The organism is Streptomyces sp. NPDC002853 (assembly GCF_053591915.1).
Window position 1 is genome coordinate 186,393 of record NZ_JBSFUS010000013.1, and the last position, 15,697, is coordinate 202,089.

The 15,697-nt window shown below is 72.5% G+C and carries 10 protein-coding genes; 3 read left to right on the forward strand and 7 right to left on the reverse strand.

What is annotated here, in order from left to right; genetic code table 11:
* Nucleotides 1-4 precede the first annotated feature (4 nt).
* The 4 genes from ACWD02_RS33130 to ACWD02_RS33145 form a co-directional block, all read right to left on the reverse strand.
* Nucleotides 5-1,267 (reverse strand): PucR family transcriptional regulator, encoded by a 1,263-nt coding sequence (locus tag ACWD02_RS33130; protein ID WP_451217323.1) that lies wholly within the window; start codon nucleotides 1,265-1,267, stop codon nucleotides 5-7.
* Between the two features lie 75 nt (nucleotides 1,268-1,342).
* The gene (locus ACWD02_RS33135) at nucleotides 1,343-3,943 is read right to left on the reverse strand and encodes a LuxR C-terminal-related transcriptional regulator (protein ID WP_451217668.1); all 2,601 of its coding nucleotides are present in this window, start codon (nucleotides 3,941-3,943) and stop codon (nucleotides 1,343-1,345) included.
* 195 nt (nucleotides 3,944-4,138) lie between these two features.
* The gene (bdeA, locus tag ACWD02_RS33140; protein ID WP_451217326.1) at nucleotides 4,139-5,035 is read right to left on the reverse strand and encodes a bis(hydroxyethyl) terephthalate hydrolase; all 897 of its coding nucleotides are present in this window, start codon (nucleotides 5,033-5,035) and stop codon (nucleotides 4,139-4,141) included.
* Nucleotides 5,036-5,192: 157 nt separating this feature from the next.
* Nucleotides 5,193-7,532 carry a collagenase gene (locus tag ACWD02_RS33145; protein ID WP_451217329.1) on the reverse strand — a complete coding sequence of 780 codons (2,340 nt, stop codon included), beginning with the start codon at nucleotides 7,530-7,532 and terminating at the stop codon, nucleotides 5,193-5,195.
* Between the two features lie 346 nt (nucleotides 7,533-7,878).
* Between ACWD02_RS33145 and ACWD02_RS33150 the strand changes: the two genes are divergently transcribed.
* From ACWD02_RS33150 to ACWD02_RS33160, 3 genes are all read left to right on the forward strand, one after another.
* On the forward strand, nucleotides 7,879-8,550 hold the full coding sequence (locus ACWD02_RS33150) for a GntR family transcriptional regulator (RefSeq protein ID WP_451217332.1): 672 nt from the start codon (nucleotides 7,879-7,881) through the stop codon (nucleotides 8,548-8,550).
* A 130-nt stretch (nucleotides 8,551-8,680) separates the two neighbouring features.
* Complete coding sequence (locus ACWD02_RS33155) at nucleotides 8,681-11,377, forward strand: discoidin domain-containing protein (protein WP_451217335.1); 2,697 nt, start codon at nucleotides 8,681-8,683, stop codon at nucleotides 11,375-11,377.
* Nucleotides 11,378-11,459: 82 nt separating this feature from the next.
* Nucleotides 11,460-12,242, forward strand: a complete 783-nt coding sequence (locus tag ACWD02_RS33160) for a class I SAM-dependent methyltransferase (protein ID WP_451217338.1) — start codon at nucleotides 11,460-11,462, stop codon at nucleotides 12,240-12,242.
* Nucleotides 12,243-12,467: 225 nt separating this feature from the next.
* Here ACWD02_RS33160 and ACWD02_RS33165 read toward each other — a convergent pair whose 3' ends face one another.
* The 3 genes from ACWD02_RS33165 to ACWD02_RS33175 are packed head-to-tail and all read right to left on the reverse strand — an operon-like array spanning nucleotide 12,468 to nucleotide 15,246.
* Nucleotides 12,468-13,214: a cupin gene (locus tag ACWD02_RS33165; RefSeq protein ID WP_451217341.1), complete on the reverse strand. Its 747-nt coding sequence runs from the start codon at nucleotides 13,212-13,214 to the stop codon at nucleotides 12,468-12,470.
* Nucleotides 13,208-14,131 (reverse strand): DUF6807 domain-containing protein, encoded by a 924-nt coding sequence (locus ACWD02_RS33170; RefSeq protein WP_451217344.1) that lies wholly within the window; start codon nucleotides 14,129-14,131, stop codon nucleotides 13,208-13,210. The genes ACWD02_RS33165 and ACWD02_RS33170 overlap by 7 nt, the downstream gene beginning before the upstream one ends.
* Nucleotides 14,128-15,246 carry a Gfo/Idh/MocA family protein gene (locus ACWD02_RS33175; RefSeq protein WP_451217347.1) on the reverse strand — a complete coding sequence of 373 codons (1,119 nt, stop codon included), beginning with the start codon at nucleotides 15,244-15,246 and terminating at the stop codon, nucleotides 14,128-14,130. The genes ACWD02_RS33170 and ACWD02_RS33175 overlap by 4 nt, the downstream gene beginning before the upstream one ends.
* Between the last annotated feature and the right edge of the window lie 451 nt (nucleotides 15,247-15,697).

Genomic DNA, 15,697 nt, shown 5'->3' on the forward strand with positions numbered 1-15,697 from the left:
ACGGTCACCCGCCGAGCAGCCTGCGAGCCCCCAGGGCGAGCGAGATCTCCACCAGGTCGCCGACCCGGGTGAGGCTGCGGCCGGTCAACTGCTCGACGCGGCGCAGCCGGTTGAGGACGGTGTTGCGGTGACAGTAGAGCCGGGTGCCCGCACGCTGCGCGGAGCCGTCGGCCTCCAGCCAGACGACGAGGGTGTCGAGGAGGAGGTCCCGGTCGGCGGGGTCCAGGGAGCGCAGCGGACCGAGGACCCGCTCGGCGAGCGCCTCCGCGAGCTCGGGCGATGAGACGACCAGGGCATCCGGCAGACGTTCGTCGAGGAGCACGGTGCCCCCGCCGCGCGGGCAGGCCCGCAGCGCCGTGTCGGCGAGGCGGCGGGCGTGCGGGACGGCGGCCAGTCCCTCCACGGGTGAGCCGACGCCGGCGCGGGCCCCCGGCGGCAGGCCGAGACCGGCGCCGAGCGCGGACAGTTCGGCCGCCGGGTCGCCCTCGGCGTCACCGAGCAGGATCAGGGCGTACTGGGCGTCGGGGCCGCAGTGGCGCAGCGTCCGCGTGCCCGGCGGCAGGGTGAGGCCGCTGTCCTCCCCGGCCACGGCGATCACGGCGTACCACCCGTCCTCGGGCAGCCCCAGGACGTCGGCGGCGGTGGGCAGATCGGTCAGGCGGGCGCTGCCGTCCAGCAGGCTCGCGGTCAGCAGCCGCAGGCGGTTCTCGTGCCGCCAGGCCATGCGGCGTTCGGTGCGGCGGTAGGCGTCGGCGACCACACCGCAGTGTTCGTCGACGAAGTTCCAGACGTCCGTGGCGACATGGATGAGCAGCCCCATGTCGTCGGGGTTGCCGCGGGACACCTCCTCGACCAGGCCCTGCCACACCATCGCACCGCCGAGCCGGAAGGCGTGCAGCAGCGCGTCGAGCGGCAGGCCCCGTTCGGCGCGCACCCCGGCGATCTGGATGGACGTGCGGTGGGCGGCCTCCCTGGTCTCCCCCGGCTGGAGGAGCGAGGTGACGCTGTACCGCAGCGAGCGGTGGACCTCCTGCCACACCTCGGTGGGGCGGGCCTCGATGTCCGCGCGGTAGGCGGGCTCCTGTTCGCGCAGTTCCGCCACGAGCCGGTCGGTCATCGTGGGCAGATTCCTCAGCAGGGCGCGGGCCGCACGGTGCAGTACGGCGACGGCCTCGGCGTCGAGCAGGGAGCGGGCGCCCGGTGCGAGCGGGGTGATGGCGGGCACTTCGTGCAGGGGCCCGACCCGTGACCGCAGGACGTGTGGCATGAGGCCTCCACGGGAAGTGTGCGCACTGCCGGATCTTCTTGACGCCCGAAGAATGGCATACCGCCTGGTCGGTACCTAGAGGTTGGCGGCAATCTCCTCATCACGGTCCGGCAACCCTCCGTCCCCGGCGAGGAGCCGGGACAGCTCGACGCGGGAGCGAACGCCCAGCGCGGAGAACACATTGCGCAGGTGGTGGTCGACGGTGCGGTGGCTCACCGACAGGCGCACCGCCACCTCCCGGTTGGTGGCGCCCTCCGCCACATGACGGGCGATGCGCTGCTGCTGCGGGGTCAGCGCCGCCAGCGGCCCCGGCCCCGGCTCCCCGGCCACCGCCTCGCCCGCCGCGCGGAGTTCACCGCGGCTGCGGTCCGCCCACGCGCGTGCCCCGCACCGCTCGAAGCCGACCAGCGCGTCCCGCAGCGGGCCGCGCGCCTCACGGGTACGGCGCCTGCGGCGCAGCCACTGGCCGAACAGCAGCTGCGTACGGGCGCGTTCGAACTCGCCGGGTGAGCGGTCGTGGTGGGCGAGCGCGCTCTCGTACGCGGCAGCCGTCTGCGCCTGCGGGGCCAGCAGGGCCCGGCAGCGCGCGAGTTGGGCCGGGGCGAGCCGGTCGGCGGTGGCGTCGGTCCAGCGGGTGAACTCGGCTGTGGCGCTCCGGGCCTCTGCCGTGCGCCCTGCCTGGACGGCCGCTTCCACGAAGCAGGGGACGGCCAGCATCCGCACGGCGAAGTGCCCGCGCCGCAGTCCCGGGGCGACCAGGGGTGCGAGGCGGGCGGCCGCGTCGCCCGGCCGACCGGCCGCGAGGTCCGCCCGGGCGACGGCCCAGACGGCGAGGGTGGCGGCCTGGTTGAGACCGTGCGGACCCGCGCCCGCGGCCGCGGCCTGCGCGTGCCCGGCGCAGGCCTCCGCGTCGCCCTCCACGGAGGCGGCGAGCGCGAGGACGGCGTGCAGACAGGCCGCGACGTTGGGCTGCCCGGTGCGGTGCGCGGCCCTGAGCCCTTCCAGGGCGTGCGCCCTGGCCGTGGTGTGGCGGCCCGCGCGCAGCTCTCCGTAGGCCAGGTGTTCCAGGGCGCGCGGCAGCAGGACCTCGGGGCCGTAGGCGCGTACGGCGGCCAGCGCGCGGGCGCCCGCCCCGCAGGCTGTCTCGACCTCGCCGACGACCAGGGCCGCGGCTCCGGCGCGCAGCAGCCCGGCCGGTTCGTCCGTCCCGGGCAGTTCGTCCAGGCAGCGGCGCAGCAGAGCGTGGCCTTCGGCGATGTGGCCCGAGAGGACCGCGCACATCCCGGCGCGGTACGCCTCGAGCAGGGGGTCGTCGGCGCACACGGGGAGGCGGGCCATCGCCTCCTTGTACGCGGCGGCGTCGCCCATCGCCCAGGCCGCCTCCGCCGCCCCGATCAGCGCGTGGCGGGCCGGTTCGGGCGGGAGCAGCACGGCCGCGGTGAGCAGGGCCTCCCTGGCGTCGGCGGCGGGACCGTCGGCCAGGGACAGGAGTCCGCGCACCTGGTGGACGCCGCCGTGGGCGGGTGCGCCGGCGGTGCGGGCGAGCAGGGCGCGGGCCCGCAGGGGGTCGCCTGCCTGCCGGGCCGCTTCCGCCGCCTCGGCGAGCCGGTCGGTGCGCAGCGCCGTGTCGGTGGTGAGCGCAGCGGCCCGGGCCAGGGCGGCGGATCGCTCGGCGTGCGGGCGTGGCGCGTTCGCCGCGGCGGCGAGGGCTCCGGCGAGCCGCGCGTCGTGGTCCTCCGCGGCGCAGGCGAGTTGCACCAGGCAGGAGAGGCGGTCGCGGCAGGCCGTGGCGAGGCGCGCGTGGGCGGCTCTGCGTCGGGCGAGCGGGGCGCGGTGCAGCACGGCCCGGCGCAGCAGGGGGTGGGTGAAGTGGATGCGCCCGCCCGCTCCGACGACCGCACCGGCGGCTTCGGCGGGCGCCAGTCCCGCGGGATCGCCGCCGGCCCGCAGCAGCAGGGCCAGGTCCGCGCCCGCACCCTCGGGCTCGTGCTCCCCGGCCGCCGCGGCGAGCAGCAGCAGGGCGCGGGTGTCGCCGGGCAGCTCGTCGACCCGGGCGGCGTAGTCGTGGAGGACGTCCTCCCCGCCGGGCAGCGGATCGGGCAGCGGGGTGCGGCCTGCCAGTTGGCCGGGGGTGAGGGCCGCGGCGAACGCGGCGAGCAGGCGCGGGTTGCCCGCCGCCTCGCGGATGAGCCAGGCTCCGACGACCGGGTCGGCCGAGCCGCGGGTCAGCCGGTCGAGCAGGGCGGTGGCCGCGGTGTCGTCGAGCGGGCCCAGACGCAACGTCGCGAGTCCGTACAACTCCCCGGCCATGGCGTGGTGTTCGGCGACGGTGAGCAGGACGGCCACGGGTCTCTCGGCGGGCAGCCGTCGCAGGTCGGACAGGAATGCGGTCCTGGCCGCGGGGGGCCAGGTATGCGCGTCGTCGACGCACACGAGCAGCGGGCCCTCCTGCGGGAGCGGCAGCGCCGGCGGGGCGGCCGGCTGAACCGAGGGGACCGGGACGCAGACCGCCCGCGCGTGCTCCACGAGTGCGGTGCGGCCGAGGCCGGGTTGCGCGGTCAGCGCGAGTACCCCGCCCCGGCCGGCCCGCAGGCGCCCCACCAGGGATTCCACCGCGGCGACTTCCGCGCGGCGGCCGTGCAGCTCGGGGGCCCTGAGTACGCCGGGGTCGGTCATCGAAAGGGTCACGCCGGCACGTTACTTCCGCGTAACACGGCCCGGAAGCCCCGCGTCCGGCGCATTGGGCACGCCACCAGCGGCGGCCGTCCGCGGGTGTGCGCGAGCACAATTCAGGTTGCGGGGCACGGCACGCGTCGTCCGCCGCCGGCTGACCGGCGACGGACGACGGGCCCCCATGACGGGTCATCAGGATCAGGAGCTGTGGGGGCAGTTGCCCCGGTACTCCTCGATCGTCAGGCTCGGCCTGGGCAGCGGGCAGAGGAACTGCTCGTAGCGGGTGTCGTTGTCGATGAACCGCTTGAGCCAGGAGATGCTGTACTTCGCGATCGTCGTGTTGGACGAGTTCGGCGTGAAGTGTGAGGCGCCGTTGAGCTCCAGGTACGCCTTGTCCAGGGTGCTGGGCAGCGACTGGTAGAACGGTTCCGAATGTGAGGACACGGGGGCGACGGTGTCACCGTCGGCGCCCACGACGAGGGTGGGCGTGCGCAGTTCGGGCCAGGTCTTGTCGGTGTTCCAGCCGGTCAGCGGGATCGCCGCCTTCAGCGAGGTACGGCTCTTGGCGGCCTCCAGGGTGCCGCCACCGCCCATCGAGTGCCCCATCACGCCGAGCCGGGAGGCGTCGACGCGGCCCCGGACCGAGCTGCTCTGGGTCAAGTAGTCGAGCGCGGACAGGAGTTGGCGCCCACGGCTGTCGGGCTGGTCGAGCGTCGTGTTGGTGTCGATGGTGAAGACCACGAAGCCCTGGGAGGCGAGCCGCGGACCGAGCCAGGCGATGCTGGACTGGTAGGCGGTGAAGCCCGGGGAGATGACGACCGCGCCGAAGGTGCCGTCGGCGGTGGACGTCGGGTAGTAGATGGTGCCGCCGCCGAAGCCGGACACGCCCAGCGACGAGACGCTGGTCTGCGACACGGCGTACGAGCCGCGCGAGGCCTCGATGCTGGAGACGGTGGGGGCGGGGCCACGCTCGTACGGGTTGTCGGCGGCGGCTTGGGCGCCGGGCGCGAGGCCGGTGCCGAGGAGTCCCGCGGTGGCGACCGCGGCGGCCAGAGCGGCCCGCACCACAGGGCGGGAGAAGACGTGCAGGCGCACGGAGGGGTCCTCTCGGTCGTGGCGGGGCCACCAGGGAGAGGGAGATACGCCCCGGTGGAGACCGCCGTGTTCGTTGCGGTCCCCACCGTGGCGGTGCTGACAGGGTGTCGACATCGGCGAAATCACCGGTGTCGTACGGCTTTTGACTTCCCGGGGCTCAGCCCCGCAGGGGGCCCTCGCAGGTGTAGGCGGACGTTCCCGCGCGGCCGTTGGTCCAGATGTCCACCTCGCCGAAGGCGCAGTTCATGTCGGTGAGGTTGTTGTCGCCGCCCGCGGCGCGGTCGAGGATGAAGGCGTCCACGGTCTCGGACATGTCCTTGAAGACGAGGTCGGGGTCGGCCGCGTCGCTGAGGTTGGCGGTGATCCGGCCGGTGCACACGAACCGCGGGCGAGCCGCCGACTTGGTGGAGCGGCAGTCGGGCGTGATGCCGGTCGTCGCGATGAACGAGGAGCGGACCTGGCCCGCCGTGCTGGCGCGCAGCCGGTCGACGGGGACGTAGCTGGTGTCGGGGACGAACAGGTCGTCGACGTGCGCGATCTGCTGGTCGAGGAAGGCGTCGTAGGCGCTCTGCAGCCCGGCGTCACGGCCCAGGCGGTCGCGCCAGGCGTCGAAGGCACTTGGGTTGTCGGCGCGCAGGTGGCGGTACATCTCCTTGATCAGCGCGGGGCGTTCGGTCCACAGGAACTCGAAGAACGCGCCCGCGTAGTCGTAGAAGCGGAAGCCGTCCCCGTCGTAGGTGGCGTGCAGCAGCTGGTCCACGGTCATGCGCGGCCCGCCGCCCGCGGTGTCGTCGATGATGCCCTGGATCAGGGACTTGCGGACCTTGATGCCGTCGTCGCGGGTGGCGCCGTCGAAGAACTCCGCCGTGCCCTCGTCCATCGCGGTCGTCCGGTCGCCCTCGTACCACGGCCCCTCTCCGAAGAAGCCGGGCACGGCCCAGCGGCCGTTGAGGTAGTGGGTGTACTCGTGGCGGAACAGCTCCTCGAGTGTCAGCGAGGAGTCCTGGGGGACGCGCCGCTGGTAGGTGTAGAAGGTCGCGCCCCTCTCGATGTAGACGCCGCCGTTGTCGGTGCCCATGCCCGTCAGGAGCGGGTGGAAGTTCTCGTACTCGGCGCGGGAGGCGTACAGGACCGTGGTGAGGGTCGTGTTGGGGTCACCGCCCAGCGGCTCGTGGGTGCCGACGACGCGGTGGAACTGGGCCTTGACCTGCTTGCTCGCGTAGTAGAGCTGGTCGACGGTGTTTTGGTCGAGAGCGGTGCGGACCTTCATGCCACCCGCGTCGTACGCGTAGGTCCGCGGGAAGAGGCGGCGCTCGATGTCGGTTCTGCACACCTTGTACGGCTCGCAGGCCTCGAAGGCGATCAGCCAGGTGACGACCTTCGCCCACGGGGCACTGCCGTCACCGAAGTTGCGGGCGGTGGTGTCCAGGAGCGGGCCGAGCCCGGCGACGGTCTCGGTGCGCAGGGCGTCGATCTGGCCGAACCTGCCGTATTCGCTCACCGCGTCGCGGACCACCCAGGCGTTGGGCCTGCCCTTGAGATGGGTGTGCCCGGCGAACGCCTTGAAGGCGGCGCGATAGGAGGGGTCGGCGGCCACCGCGGCGCGGAAGGCGGTGTCCTGGTTGCCGGGGTAGACGCCGAGGTAGTTCACGGTGAGCGCGGAGAGGGCGGCGCCCGCCCAGGCGGTGTCCTGCGCGGTGTCGGGGTGAGCGGCGTCCATGGTCGCCAGCACCCTTTTCACGAGCGGGAGTTGATGCTGACGCAGCCCCGAGGCACTGGCCGCCGTCAGTGCCTCGCGGAGCGTCTCGGCGTTGGAGCGGGTGACGTCGAAGGCGTGGGCGGCCGTCCCGAAGGCGTCCACGGCGCGTCGCATGGCGGCCAGGGTGGCCGGGTCGGTGATGTCGACCTCGTCGTGTGAGAAGCCCTGGTAGGAGACGGCATGCAGGTAGGTGAACATCTCCAGCAGGTGGCTGCCGTTGGTGCCGTCGTGGGACGCGGCGAGTTGGGTGACGCGCCGGGACACGGCCTGGATGTGCGCGCCCGACATGACGGGGGCCAGGCGCCGGTCCCAGGTCCAGATGAGTCCGCGCAGACAACCGTCGGCGGTGACGGCGGGATCGGCGAGGAACTCGACGAACTGGGCGGGCGTCAGGCCGGTGACGCCGTCGAGGGTGCAGGGAACCGACGCCTCGCCGACGGTGGCGCGAGGGACCTCGGGCGCGGTTTTCGCCTGGTCCGTGCGCGGGCCGGGGACGCGGCCGTCGGTGAGTCCGCCGGGGGCGGGGAGCTTCCAGGTGGCGGACTTCGGGGCCTTGGCGCGGCGGTCGACGCGGTCCAGGGGGCTCGGCTTCTCAGGTGCGGGCGCGGCGGCGGGAGCGGCCGCGCGCGGGGCGGGCTCGGGGGCGCCGGCATGGGCAGCCGGTGCGGCCGTGGCACACAAGGTCACGGATATCGCCGCGGCGACCACGGATCTGCGCAGGGTTCGGGGCTGGTGCACGACAGGCTCCTGATGTGTGGGAGGTGGGGCAAGCGGTGCGTGCGCACGACGCGAGGTCACACGGGCCCCAACCACCGTGCGGGCAGGGCCACTTGCGGCATGCGGGGCGCGCCATGTGATGCGTAACGTAGTAATGTGAAATGGCACTGACAACCCCTCAGACGCCGGGCGTCTCGCGGCTCCTCCCCCACAACTCCACTGCAGCTGGGGCGTGTTCACACCGTCCACCTGCCGGGACGGCGTGCACCGGATCCCGGGGCGAGAGGTAGGTGACCTTGTACGCTGGTGAACCACTCGGGGCGGGCGCGTGGGCCACGACCTGCGGGGTCACGAAGGGATCACCACCATGGGTCACCTCTCACAGCGCACCCTCGTCACTCCCCGGGAGCGGCTGCGCGATCAGGTCGCCCATCATCTGCGGGCCGCGCTGATATCCGGCGAACTGCGGCCCGGCGAGGTCTACTCGGCGCCCGTGCTCGCCGAGGACTTCGGGATCTCCGCGACGCCGGTACGCGAGGCGATGCTCGACCTGGCCAGCGAAGGTCTGGTGGAACCGGTCCGCAACAAGGGCTTTCGCGTCACCGAGGTCAATGAGCGCGACCTCGACCAGTACACCGAGATCCGCACCCTCATCGAGGTCCCGATGATCGGCCGCATCACCCGGTCGGCGTCGCGCGCGGACCTGGAGGAGCTGCGTCCCGTGGCGGATGAGATCGTGCGCGCCGCCCGCGATCACGACCTCATCGGCTATCTCGAGGCCGACCGCCGTTTCCACCTCTCCCTGCTCGCGCTCGGCGGCAACGACCGGCTCGTCGAGACCGTCGGCGACCTGCGCAAGCGCTCCCGGCTCTACGGCCTCACGGCGCTGGACGAACGCGGCCGCCTGATCCCCTCCGCGCAGGAGCACATCGAACTCCTGGACCTGATGGTGGCCGGGGACGCCGAAGGGGCGGAACAGTGCATGGCCCGGCATCTCGGGCATGTCCGCTCGCTCTGGGCGCGCGACACCAAGGCATAGGTCCCGCTCACGGCCGGGGCCCTACTCACCGGTTCGTTTGATTCTTCAACACATCGCGCGATTCATTGACGCGGACCGTTCACATCTTTATGGTCGCTTGACCTTCCCGGCGACCCCGCAACGGAGCACAATGAGGTCCCTCCCCCGCACGGCCCGGTTCATCGCACCCCTCCTCGTGGGTGTGCTCGCCGCGGCCGTTCCCCCCACCGCGGCGGCCGACATCGCGCCCTTGAGAACCGACGGGCCGACGACGCCCGGGCGCTCGCACGACGAGGGCTGGACGCTGACGTCCCACCGCATCGATCCGAAGGACACGCACCACGCCTTCGTCGGCAACGGCTACCTCGGCCAGCGCGTCGCGCCCAACGGATCCGGCTACGCCGCCTCCGAAGCCAAGACCGGCTGGCCGCTGTTCAGCCGCCGCTACGACGGTTCCTTCGTCTCCGGGCTCTACGCGCACAACAAGGACACCACCGAGAACCGCGAGGTCGCCGCGGCCATCCCCACCTGGAGCCCGCTCACGGTGTCCACCGGCGGACAAGCTTCCGAGACGTTCACCTCCGCCACTCCGGCCGCCCGGATCTCGCACTACCGGCAGAGCCTCGACCTGCGCCGCGGCCTGGTGCGCACCGAGCTCACCTGGAGGGCCGCCGACGGCCGGGCCACCGACCTCGTCTACGACGTCCTCGCGGACCGCGCCAACCCCCACGTCGGCGCCGTACGTCTGCGCATGACCCCGCACTGGGACGGCGAGGCGAAGGTCACCGACCGCATCGACGGACGCGGCGCCCGGCGCATGTCCGCCACCGGAAGCGGCGCCCGCTCCGAAGGGACCATGTCCGTGGGGTTCCGCACGGACGGCACGAAGACCAAGGGGGCGGTCGCCTCCACACTCCGCGCCGGGCACGGCGTGCGTACAGGAAATGAACAAACCTCACGTCCCGCCCGCAAGTTGAGCGCGCATCAGTCCGTCGCCGTGCCGGTCCGCTCCGGCCGGACCTACGAGCTGACCAAGTACGTCGGCGTCGACACCGCGCTGACGTCCCGCTCCCCCGAGCGCGACGCCGTCGCCGCCTCGCGGCACGCCGCCGGACGCGGCTGGGACGCGCTGTTCGCCGGGCACACCGCCGCCTGGCGCAAGCTGTGGCGCAGCGACATCGAGGTGCCCGGCCGGGGCGAGCTCCAGTCATGGGTGCGGTCCGCCCAGTACGGCCTGCTCTCCAGCTCCCGCACCGGCTCGGCCAACAGCATCTCCCCCACCGGCCTGAGCAGCGACAACTATGCCGGGCTCGTCTTCTGGGACGCCGAGACCTGGATGTACCCGGCGCTGCTCGCCGCCCATCCCGACCTCGCCAAGTCCGTGGTGGACTACCGCTACCGCACCCGGACCGCCGCCCGCGCCAACGCGGCGAAGCTCGGCCACCCCGGCCTCTTCTACCCATGGACGAGCGCGAGCAAGGGCAACCTCAAGGCCGAGTGCCACAGCGTGGACCCGCCGCACTGCCGCACCCAGAACCACCTGCAGAGCGATGTCGCCCTGGCGGCCTGGCAGTACTACCTCGCGACCAAGGACACCCACTGGCTGCGCACCCGCGGCTGGCCGGTGATCAAGGGCATCGCCGAGTTCTGGGCCGACCGCGCCACACGCAACGCCGACGGCAGCTACTCCGTCAAGGACGTCGCGGGCCCCGACGAGTACAGCAACGGAGTCGATGACGGCGTCTTCACCAACGCCGGCGCCGCGACCACCCTGCGCACCGCCGCCCGCGCCGCGAAGCTCCTCGGCAAGGACGCCCCGGCGGCCTGGAACACCGTCGCCGACAAGCTGCGCATCCCCTACGACAAGACGAAGCAGGTCTTCCAGCAGTACGACGGCTACAAGGGCTCGGTGATCAAGCAGGCGGACACCGTGCTCCTGATGTACCCGCTGGAGTGGCCGATGTCGAAGAAGGCCGCCACCAACACCCTCGACTACTACGCGGCCCGCACCGACCCCGACGGCCCTGCCATGACCGACTCGGTGCACGCCATCGACGCCGCCGCCATCGGTGAGCCCGGCTGCTCCGCGTACACCTACCTGACGCGCTCCATCCGCCCCTTCGTGCGCGGCCCGTTCGACCTGTTCTCAGAGGCGCGCGGCGAGAAGGCGGGGGCCTCCGACCCGCTCTCGGGCTCCCCCGCGCAGAACTTCACCACCGGCCAGGGCGGCTTCCTCCAGGTCTTCACCAACGGCCTGACCGGGCAGCGCATGCGCGAGAACAGCGTGCACCTCGACCCGATGCTGCCACCGCAACTGTCCCAGGGCGTGAAGCTGAACAATCTGCACTGGCAGGGCCGTACGTACGACATCGCCATCGGCGCCCACGACACCACCGTGCGCCTCACCCATGGCGAGCCCTTCGAGATCGAGACGCCGCAGGGCAAGCAGATCGTCAGCCGGGACGCGCCCGCGCACCTCAAGACCCGCCGCCCGGACCTGGCGCCCACCGACAACCTCGCCAGGTGCCGCAGCGCGAAGGCGAGTTCGGAGCAGCCGGGCCAGTACGCGGACGCCGCGCTCGACGGCAACACCGCCACCGCCTGGGTCCCCGAGACCACGCGTGCCACCCTCACCGCGGACCTCGGCAGGGTCTCCCGCGTCGCCGAGATCACCCCGCGCTGGACGGACGTGAAGCCGACGAAGCACACCGTGCGGACGTCGCTCGACGGTCGGCACTGGAAGACCGCCGACCCGGACGGGGCCACGGCCCGCTACGTGCGCGTGACCATCACCTCCAAGGACGCCAAGAAGCCCGCGGGCATCCAGGAGTTGACCGTCAACCGATAGACGACGGCGAGAGCGACGGCGGCGACGGTGGGGCACGAATAATGAGTGCCCCACCGTCGCTCGCGTTGCTAGCCTCCCGGGCGTGGCAGACGAGGCGTACGAGAACCCGAGGCTGGCGAAGCTCTACGATCCGCTCGACGCGGACCGCGGTGATCTGGACGTATACGCCGACATCGCGACGGAACTGAGAGCACATCAGGTCCTGGATGTCGGGTGCGGCACCGGTACGTTCGCACTGCTCCTCGCCGACCGCGGGCTGCGGGTGACCGGCGTCGACCCGGCCGCGGCCTCCCTCGACGTCGCGCGCTCCAAGCCCGGGAGCGAGCGCGTGCGCTGGATCCACGGCGACGCGAGGGACCTACCCGAGCTGCGGGTGGACCTGGCCACCATGACCGCGAACGTCGCGCAGGCGATCGTGGACCCGCAGGTGTGGGAGGGCACCCTGCGCGCCGTCCAAGCCGCGCTGCGGCCGGGCGGCCACCTCGTCTTCGAGACCCGCGACCCGGCCCGGCGGGCGTGGGAGGAGTGGAACCGCGACGCGACCCTGCGCACGGTCACCGTCGACGGCGTCGGTGACGTCGAGACCTGGGTGGACGTCACCGACGTCAGCCTGCCCCTGGTGTCCTTCCGCCACACTTACGTCCTCACCGCGAGGGGCGAGACCTTCACCTCCGCCTCCACCCTGCGCTTCCGCGAGCGCGACGAGGTGGTCACCTCGCTCACCGCGCACGGCTACGTCGTGGACGAGATCCGCGACGCCCCGGACCGCCCCGGCAAGGAGCTGGTCTTCCTCGCCCGCCGCCCGGAGCAGCGCGGTCACGTCAGCGCAGGGTCAGCCGATACGTCAGCGGCGAACGGCCGGTGATCAGGACGCGGATGCCGTCCGGCGTGAGCGAGCCGTTCATCCAGGTGTAGCGCTCCCCCGGCTCGACCACGGGAGGCTGCTTGCCGCCCTTGCGTTGCCGCGGCCGAAGGTGATCCGGTCGTCGGTGATCCGGTGGTTGCCCACCGCGTTCCGGCGTCCTTCCGCAGGCCCTCCCCCGTGTACGTAGACGGAGGTGAGGGTCCGCGGGCTGCGTGCGGCGGGCGGCTACTCGCCGTAGTACGGCAGCGTGGTCCCCGGCAGTTCGTACTCGTCGCGGCGCCCGCACATGCCGTAGCCGCCGAGGCGCGATGGGCGGCTGTCGTACGAGAGCGAGCCCGCGAGGTAGTCGGGGCTGCCGGATTCGAGTGCGTCGAGCTGGGCACCGGTGCGTTCGGCGGTGGCCAGGGCGCCGGCCCGCCACAGCTCGCGCCAGGTGGGGACCTTGTCACGCACGAGCCGGGCCGCGGCCTGCTGGAACTGCAGGTAGGGGCCGTTGTCCCCGGCTTCGAGCGCGTCGCGCAGCGGCAGGTATCCCTCGACGGCCAGGTCACGCCGTTTGCGGGCGGCGGCTTCGGCCTCCGGTCCGGTCCTCGCGGGGAGCCGTGCCGCGGCGGCGTACCGCTCCGGGTCGGCTAGGACATCGGGCGGGAAGGTGAAGACGGCGTCCCCGGCCTCGGGCAGGCCGCTGTTCTGCATCAGGACCGTGATCCGCAGGTCGCCGCCCTGCACCATGCGGTGCACGGTTCCGGGAGTGAACCACGCGACGGAGCCCGCTTCCAGGGGGACCTCGCGATAGCCCTCGGGGCTGAGGGTCTGGACGGCGCCGCGGCCGCCGGTGACGACGTACGCCTCCGTGCAGACCAGGTGCAGATGCGGGCTGCCGCCGCAGACGCCGTCGGCCGCCTCCCAGTCGTACGCGCTCAGGTGCGAGAGGCCGATGGCTCCGGGCAGGGGGTGCGGCAGGCTCACCATGTCAGTCCCTTCAGGTGGGTGGCGACGCGGTCGCGGTCCCAGGCTCCGTCGGCGATCACGACGCGGTAGCGGTAGGTGAAGGATGCGCCCGGTGCCAGCACGAACTCGTCGAAGAACGCCCAGGAGAAGGCGACGATGGAGATGGGTTCGGAGCGTACGAACCAGTGAGACGCGTTGATCGCGCTCGTGCCCTCGAAATTCTCCGGAGCGTGCGCGAAGACGAGCGTGGAGTGCGCGTCGACGTCGTCGTGCTCGGCGGTGAAGGCGAGCCAAGGACCCTGGGTGCCCATGAGACCGGCGGCGTCCTTCTCGTCGTCGGGGCCGAAGGCGGTGCCGCCGGTGAAGTCACGCGGACCACGCCACTGAAGGCCCGTGTATCCGGCCATGTCGCGGCCCGCGGTGGTCGGCGAGCCGAAGCGCAGGGGTTCGTCGCGGATGTTGGTCAGGCGGATCGACCAGTCGACGGCCCAGGACCCCGCGTCCTCGTCGACGGAGTGGACGGTGATGTCGCGCTCTTCCCTGGCCCATTCCTGGCCGCCGTTCTCGATCCAGGTGAGCTCCTCGGTGAGGTGGAGGCGGTCCTCGTCGACGTCGAGGGCGCAGAAGCCGTCGTGGCGCATGGACCCGACGCGCTCCGGCAGGCGCAGATAACCCTCGCCGTGGACATAGCTGTTGCCGCCCCAGAAGTTCTGCCCCGACAGATGGCTCGCGGTCATCTGCAGGCCCTTGTGCCAGCGGTGGTCGTTCGGGCGGTACCCGGAGACCTGGTGTCCGGCCAGGGTGCGCAGGGGGTGGATGTAGGGCTTGCGGGCCTCGAAGGCGTCCGGGTCCGGTGCGTAGACGTAGCTGAGCAGTTCGACACCGCCGGAGGTGACCGTGATCCGCTCGCCGTGGATGTGGGTGACCTGGATCGTCATCGCATGCGGCTCCAGTCGGGGTGGTTGCCGTGCATGGCCTGGTAGTAGGGGTCTCCGGAGGCGATCTCTCCCGCGCGCACCGGATGTCCGGTGAACGCCGACTTGTAGAGCGCGGCGGCGAGCTCGAGGGTGCGCCGGGCGTCGGCGCCACTGCCCGGCGGCCGTACGCCCTGCTCGTACGCGTCGAGGACCGCGCCGAGCTGGGCGGCGTGCGAGCTGGGCACGTCGGCGGCGGGAGTGCGCCAGGAGTCGGCGCGTGCGACGTCCACGTGCGGGGCGGGCGTATAGACCCAGTCGTCGTTGGAGTGGCCGTAGAGATGGGTGAGTTCGAGCGTCGCGTCGGCCAGGTCGATACGGATGCGGCTGACCTCGTGCGGGGACAGGACGCTGTTGACGACGGTGGCGAGCGCGCCGCTCTCGAAGCGCACCAGGGCGGTCGACACGTCCTCGCTCTCCGTGTCGTGCACGAGGCGGGCCGCCATGGCACGCACCTCGGTCCAGTCGCCGAGCAGGTGCAGCAGCAGGTCGAACTGGTGGATGCCGTGGCCCATGGTGGGGCCGCCGCCCTCGCTCGCCCACCGGCCGCGCCACGGCACCGCGTAGTAGGCGCTGTCGCGGTGCCAGGTGGTCTGGCAGTGCGCGACCCGGGGCGTGCCGAGCTCGCCGCTCTCGATCAGTTCGCGGGCGTGGACGGCGCCCGAGCCGTAGCGGTGCTGGAAGACCACCGAGGCGTACGCTCCCGACGCCTCCTCGGCGGCGGCGATCTCGTCGTACTCGGCGAGGGAGAGACACAGCGGCTTCTCGCACAGCACCCACGCGCCGGCCTTCAGGGCGGCCACGGTCTGGGCCCGGTGCAGGGACGGCGGCGTGCCGATCAGGACCAGGTCGGGGCGGACCGCGTCGAGCATCGCGTCGACGTCCGTATAGCCCTCGACGTCCATGTCCAGCGCCGCGGCCTCGGCGCGGAACGCCGCGAGCCGTGCCGGGTCGACGTCCACGGCGGCTCTGAGCTCGATGCGGTCGGAGTGGGCCCGCAGGGCGGACAGATGACTTCCGGTGACGATGCCGCCGGTGCCGACGACGGCGGCCCGTGGACGAGTGGGAGTGGAAGCCATACGGTCTCCTCGAACGGGCTCAGAAAGCGCTTGCACCGAGATCGACCCTAGGCACCGCGTGAATGTCAGGACAAGACCTCGGAGCCGAAAACTGAAACGACTCAATCTGTGGACGGCCTGGTCCGGACCGGGTGCACTCGCGAGGGCGTCTGGTCCGGAACCGGGCGCCCCGGATCGGTCGCCCCGGATCGGTCGGGCGGATTGCAGAAAAATCGCAGCCAGATACGGCAATACCGGCATCGCGGTGGGACTTTCCTGCAATGCCTGCCGGTGCGCCCGCCTGCTCCGCACCACGGGGACGCCAAGGGCCGACGACTCGAGGCGCCCGCGAGGCCCGGTTCGGGCCTACTCACGAACGTCGCCGGGCGTTCACCACCTCCCCACAAAGTCCCGTCCGAACGCCCGCATCCTCCCTCTGCACCTCCCTCCCCCCTCTGCCCGAAGGGAATCC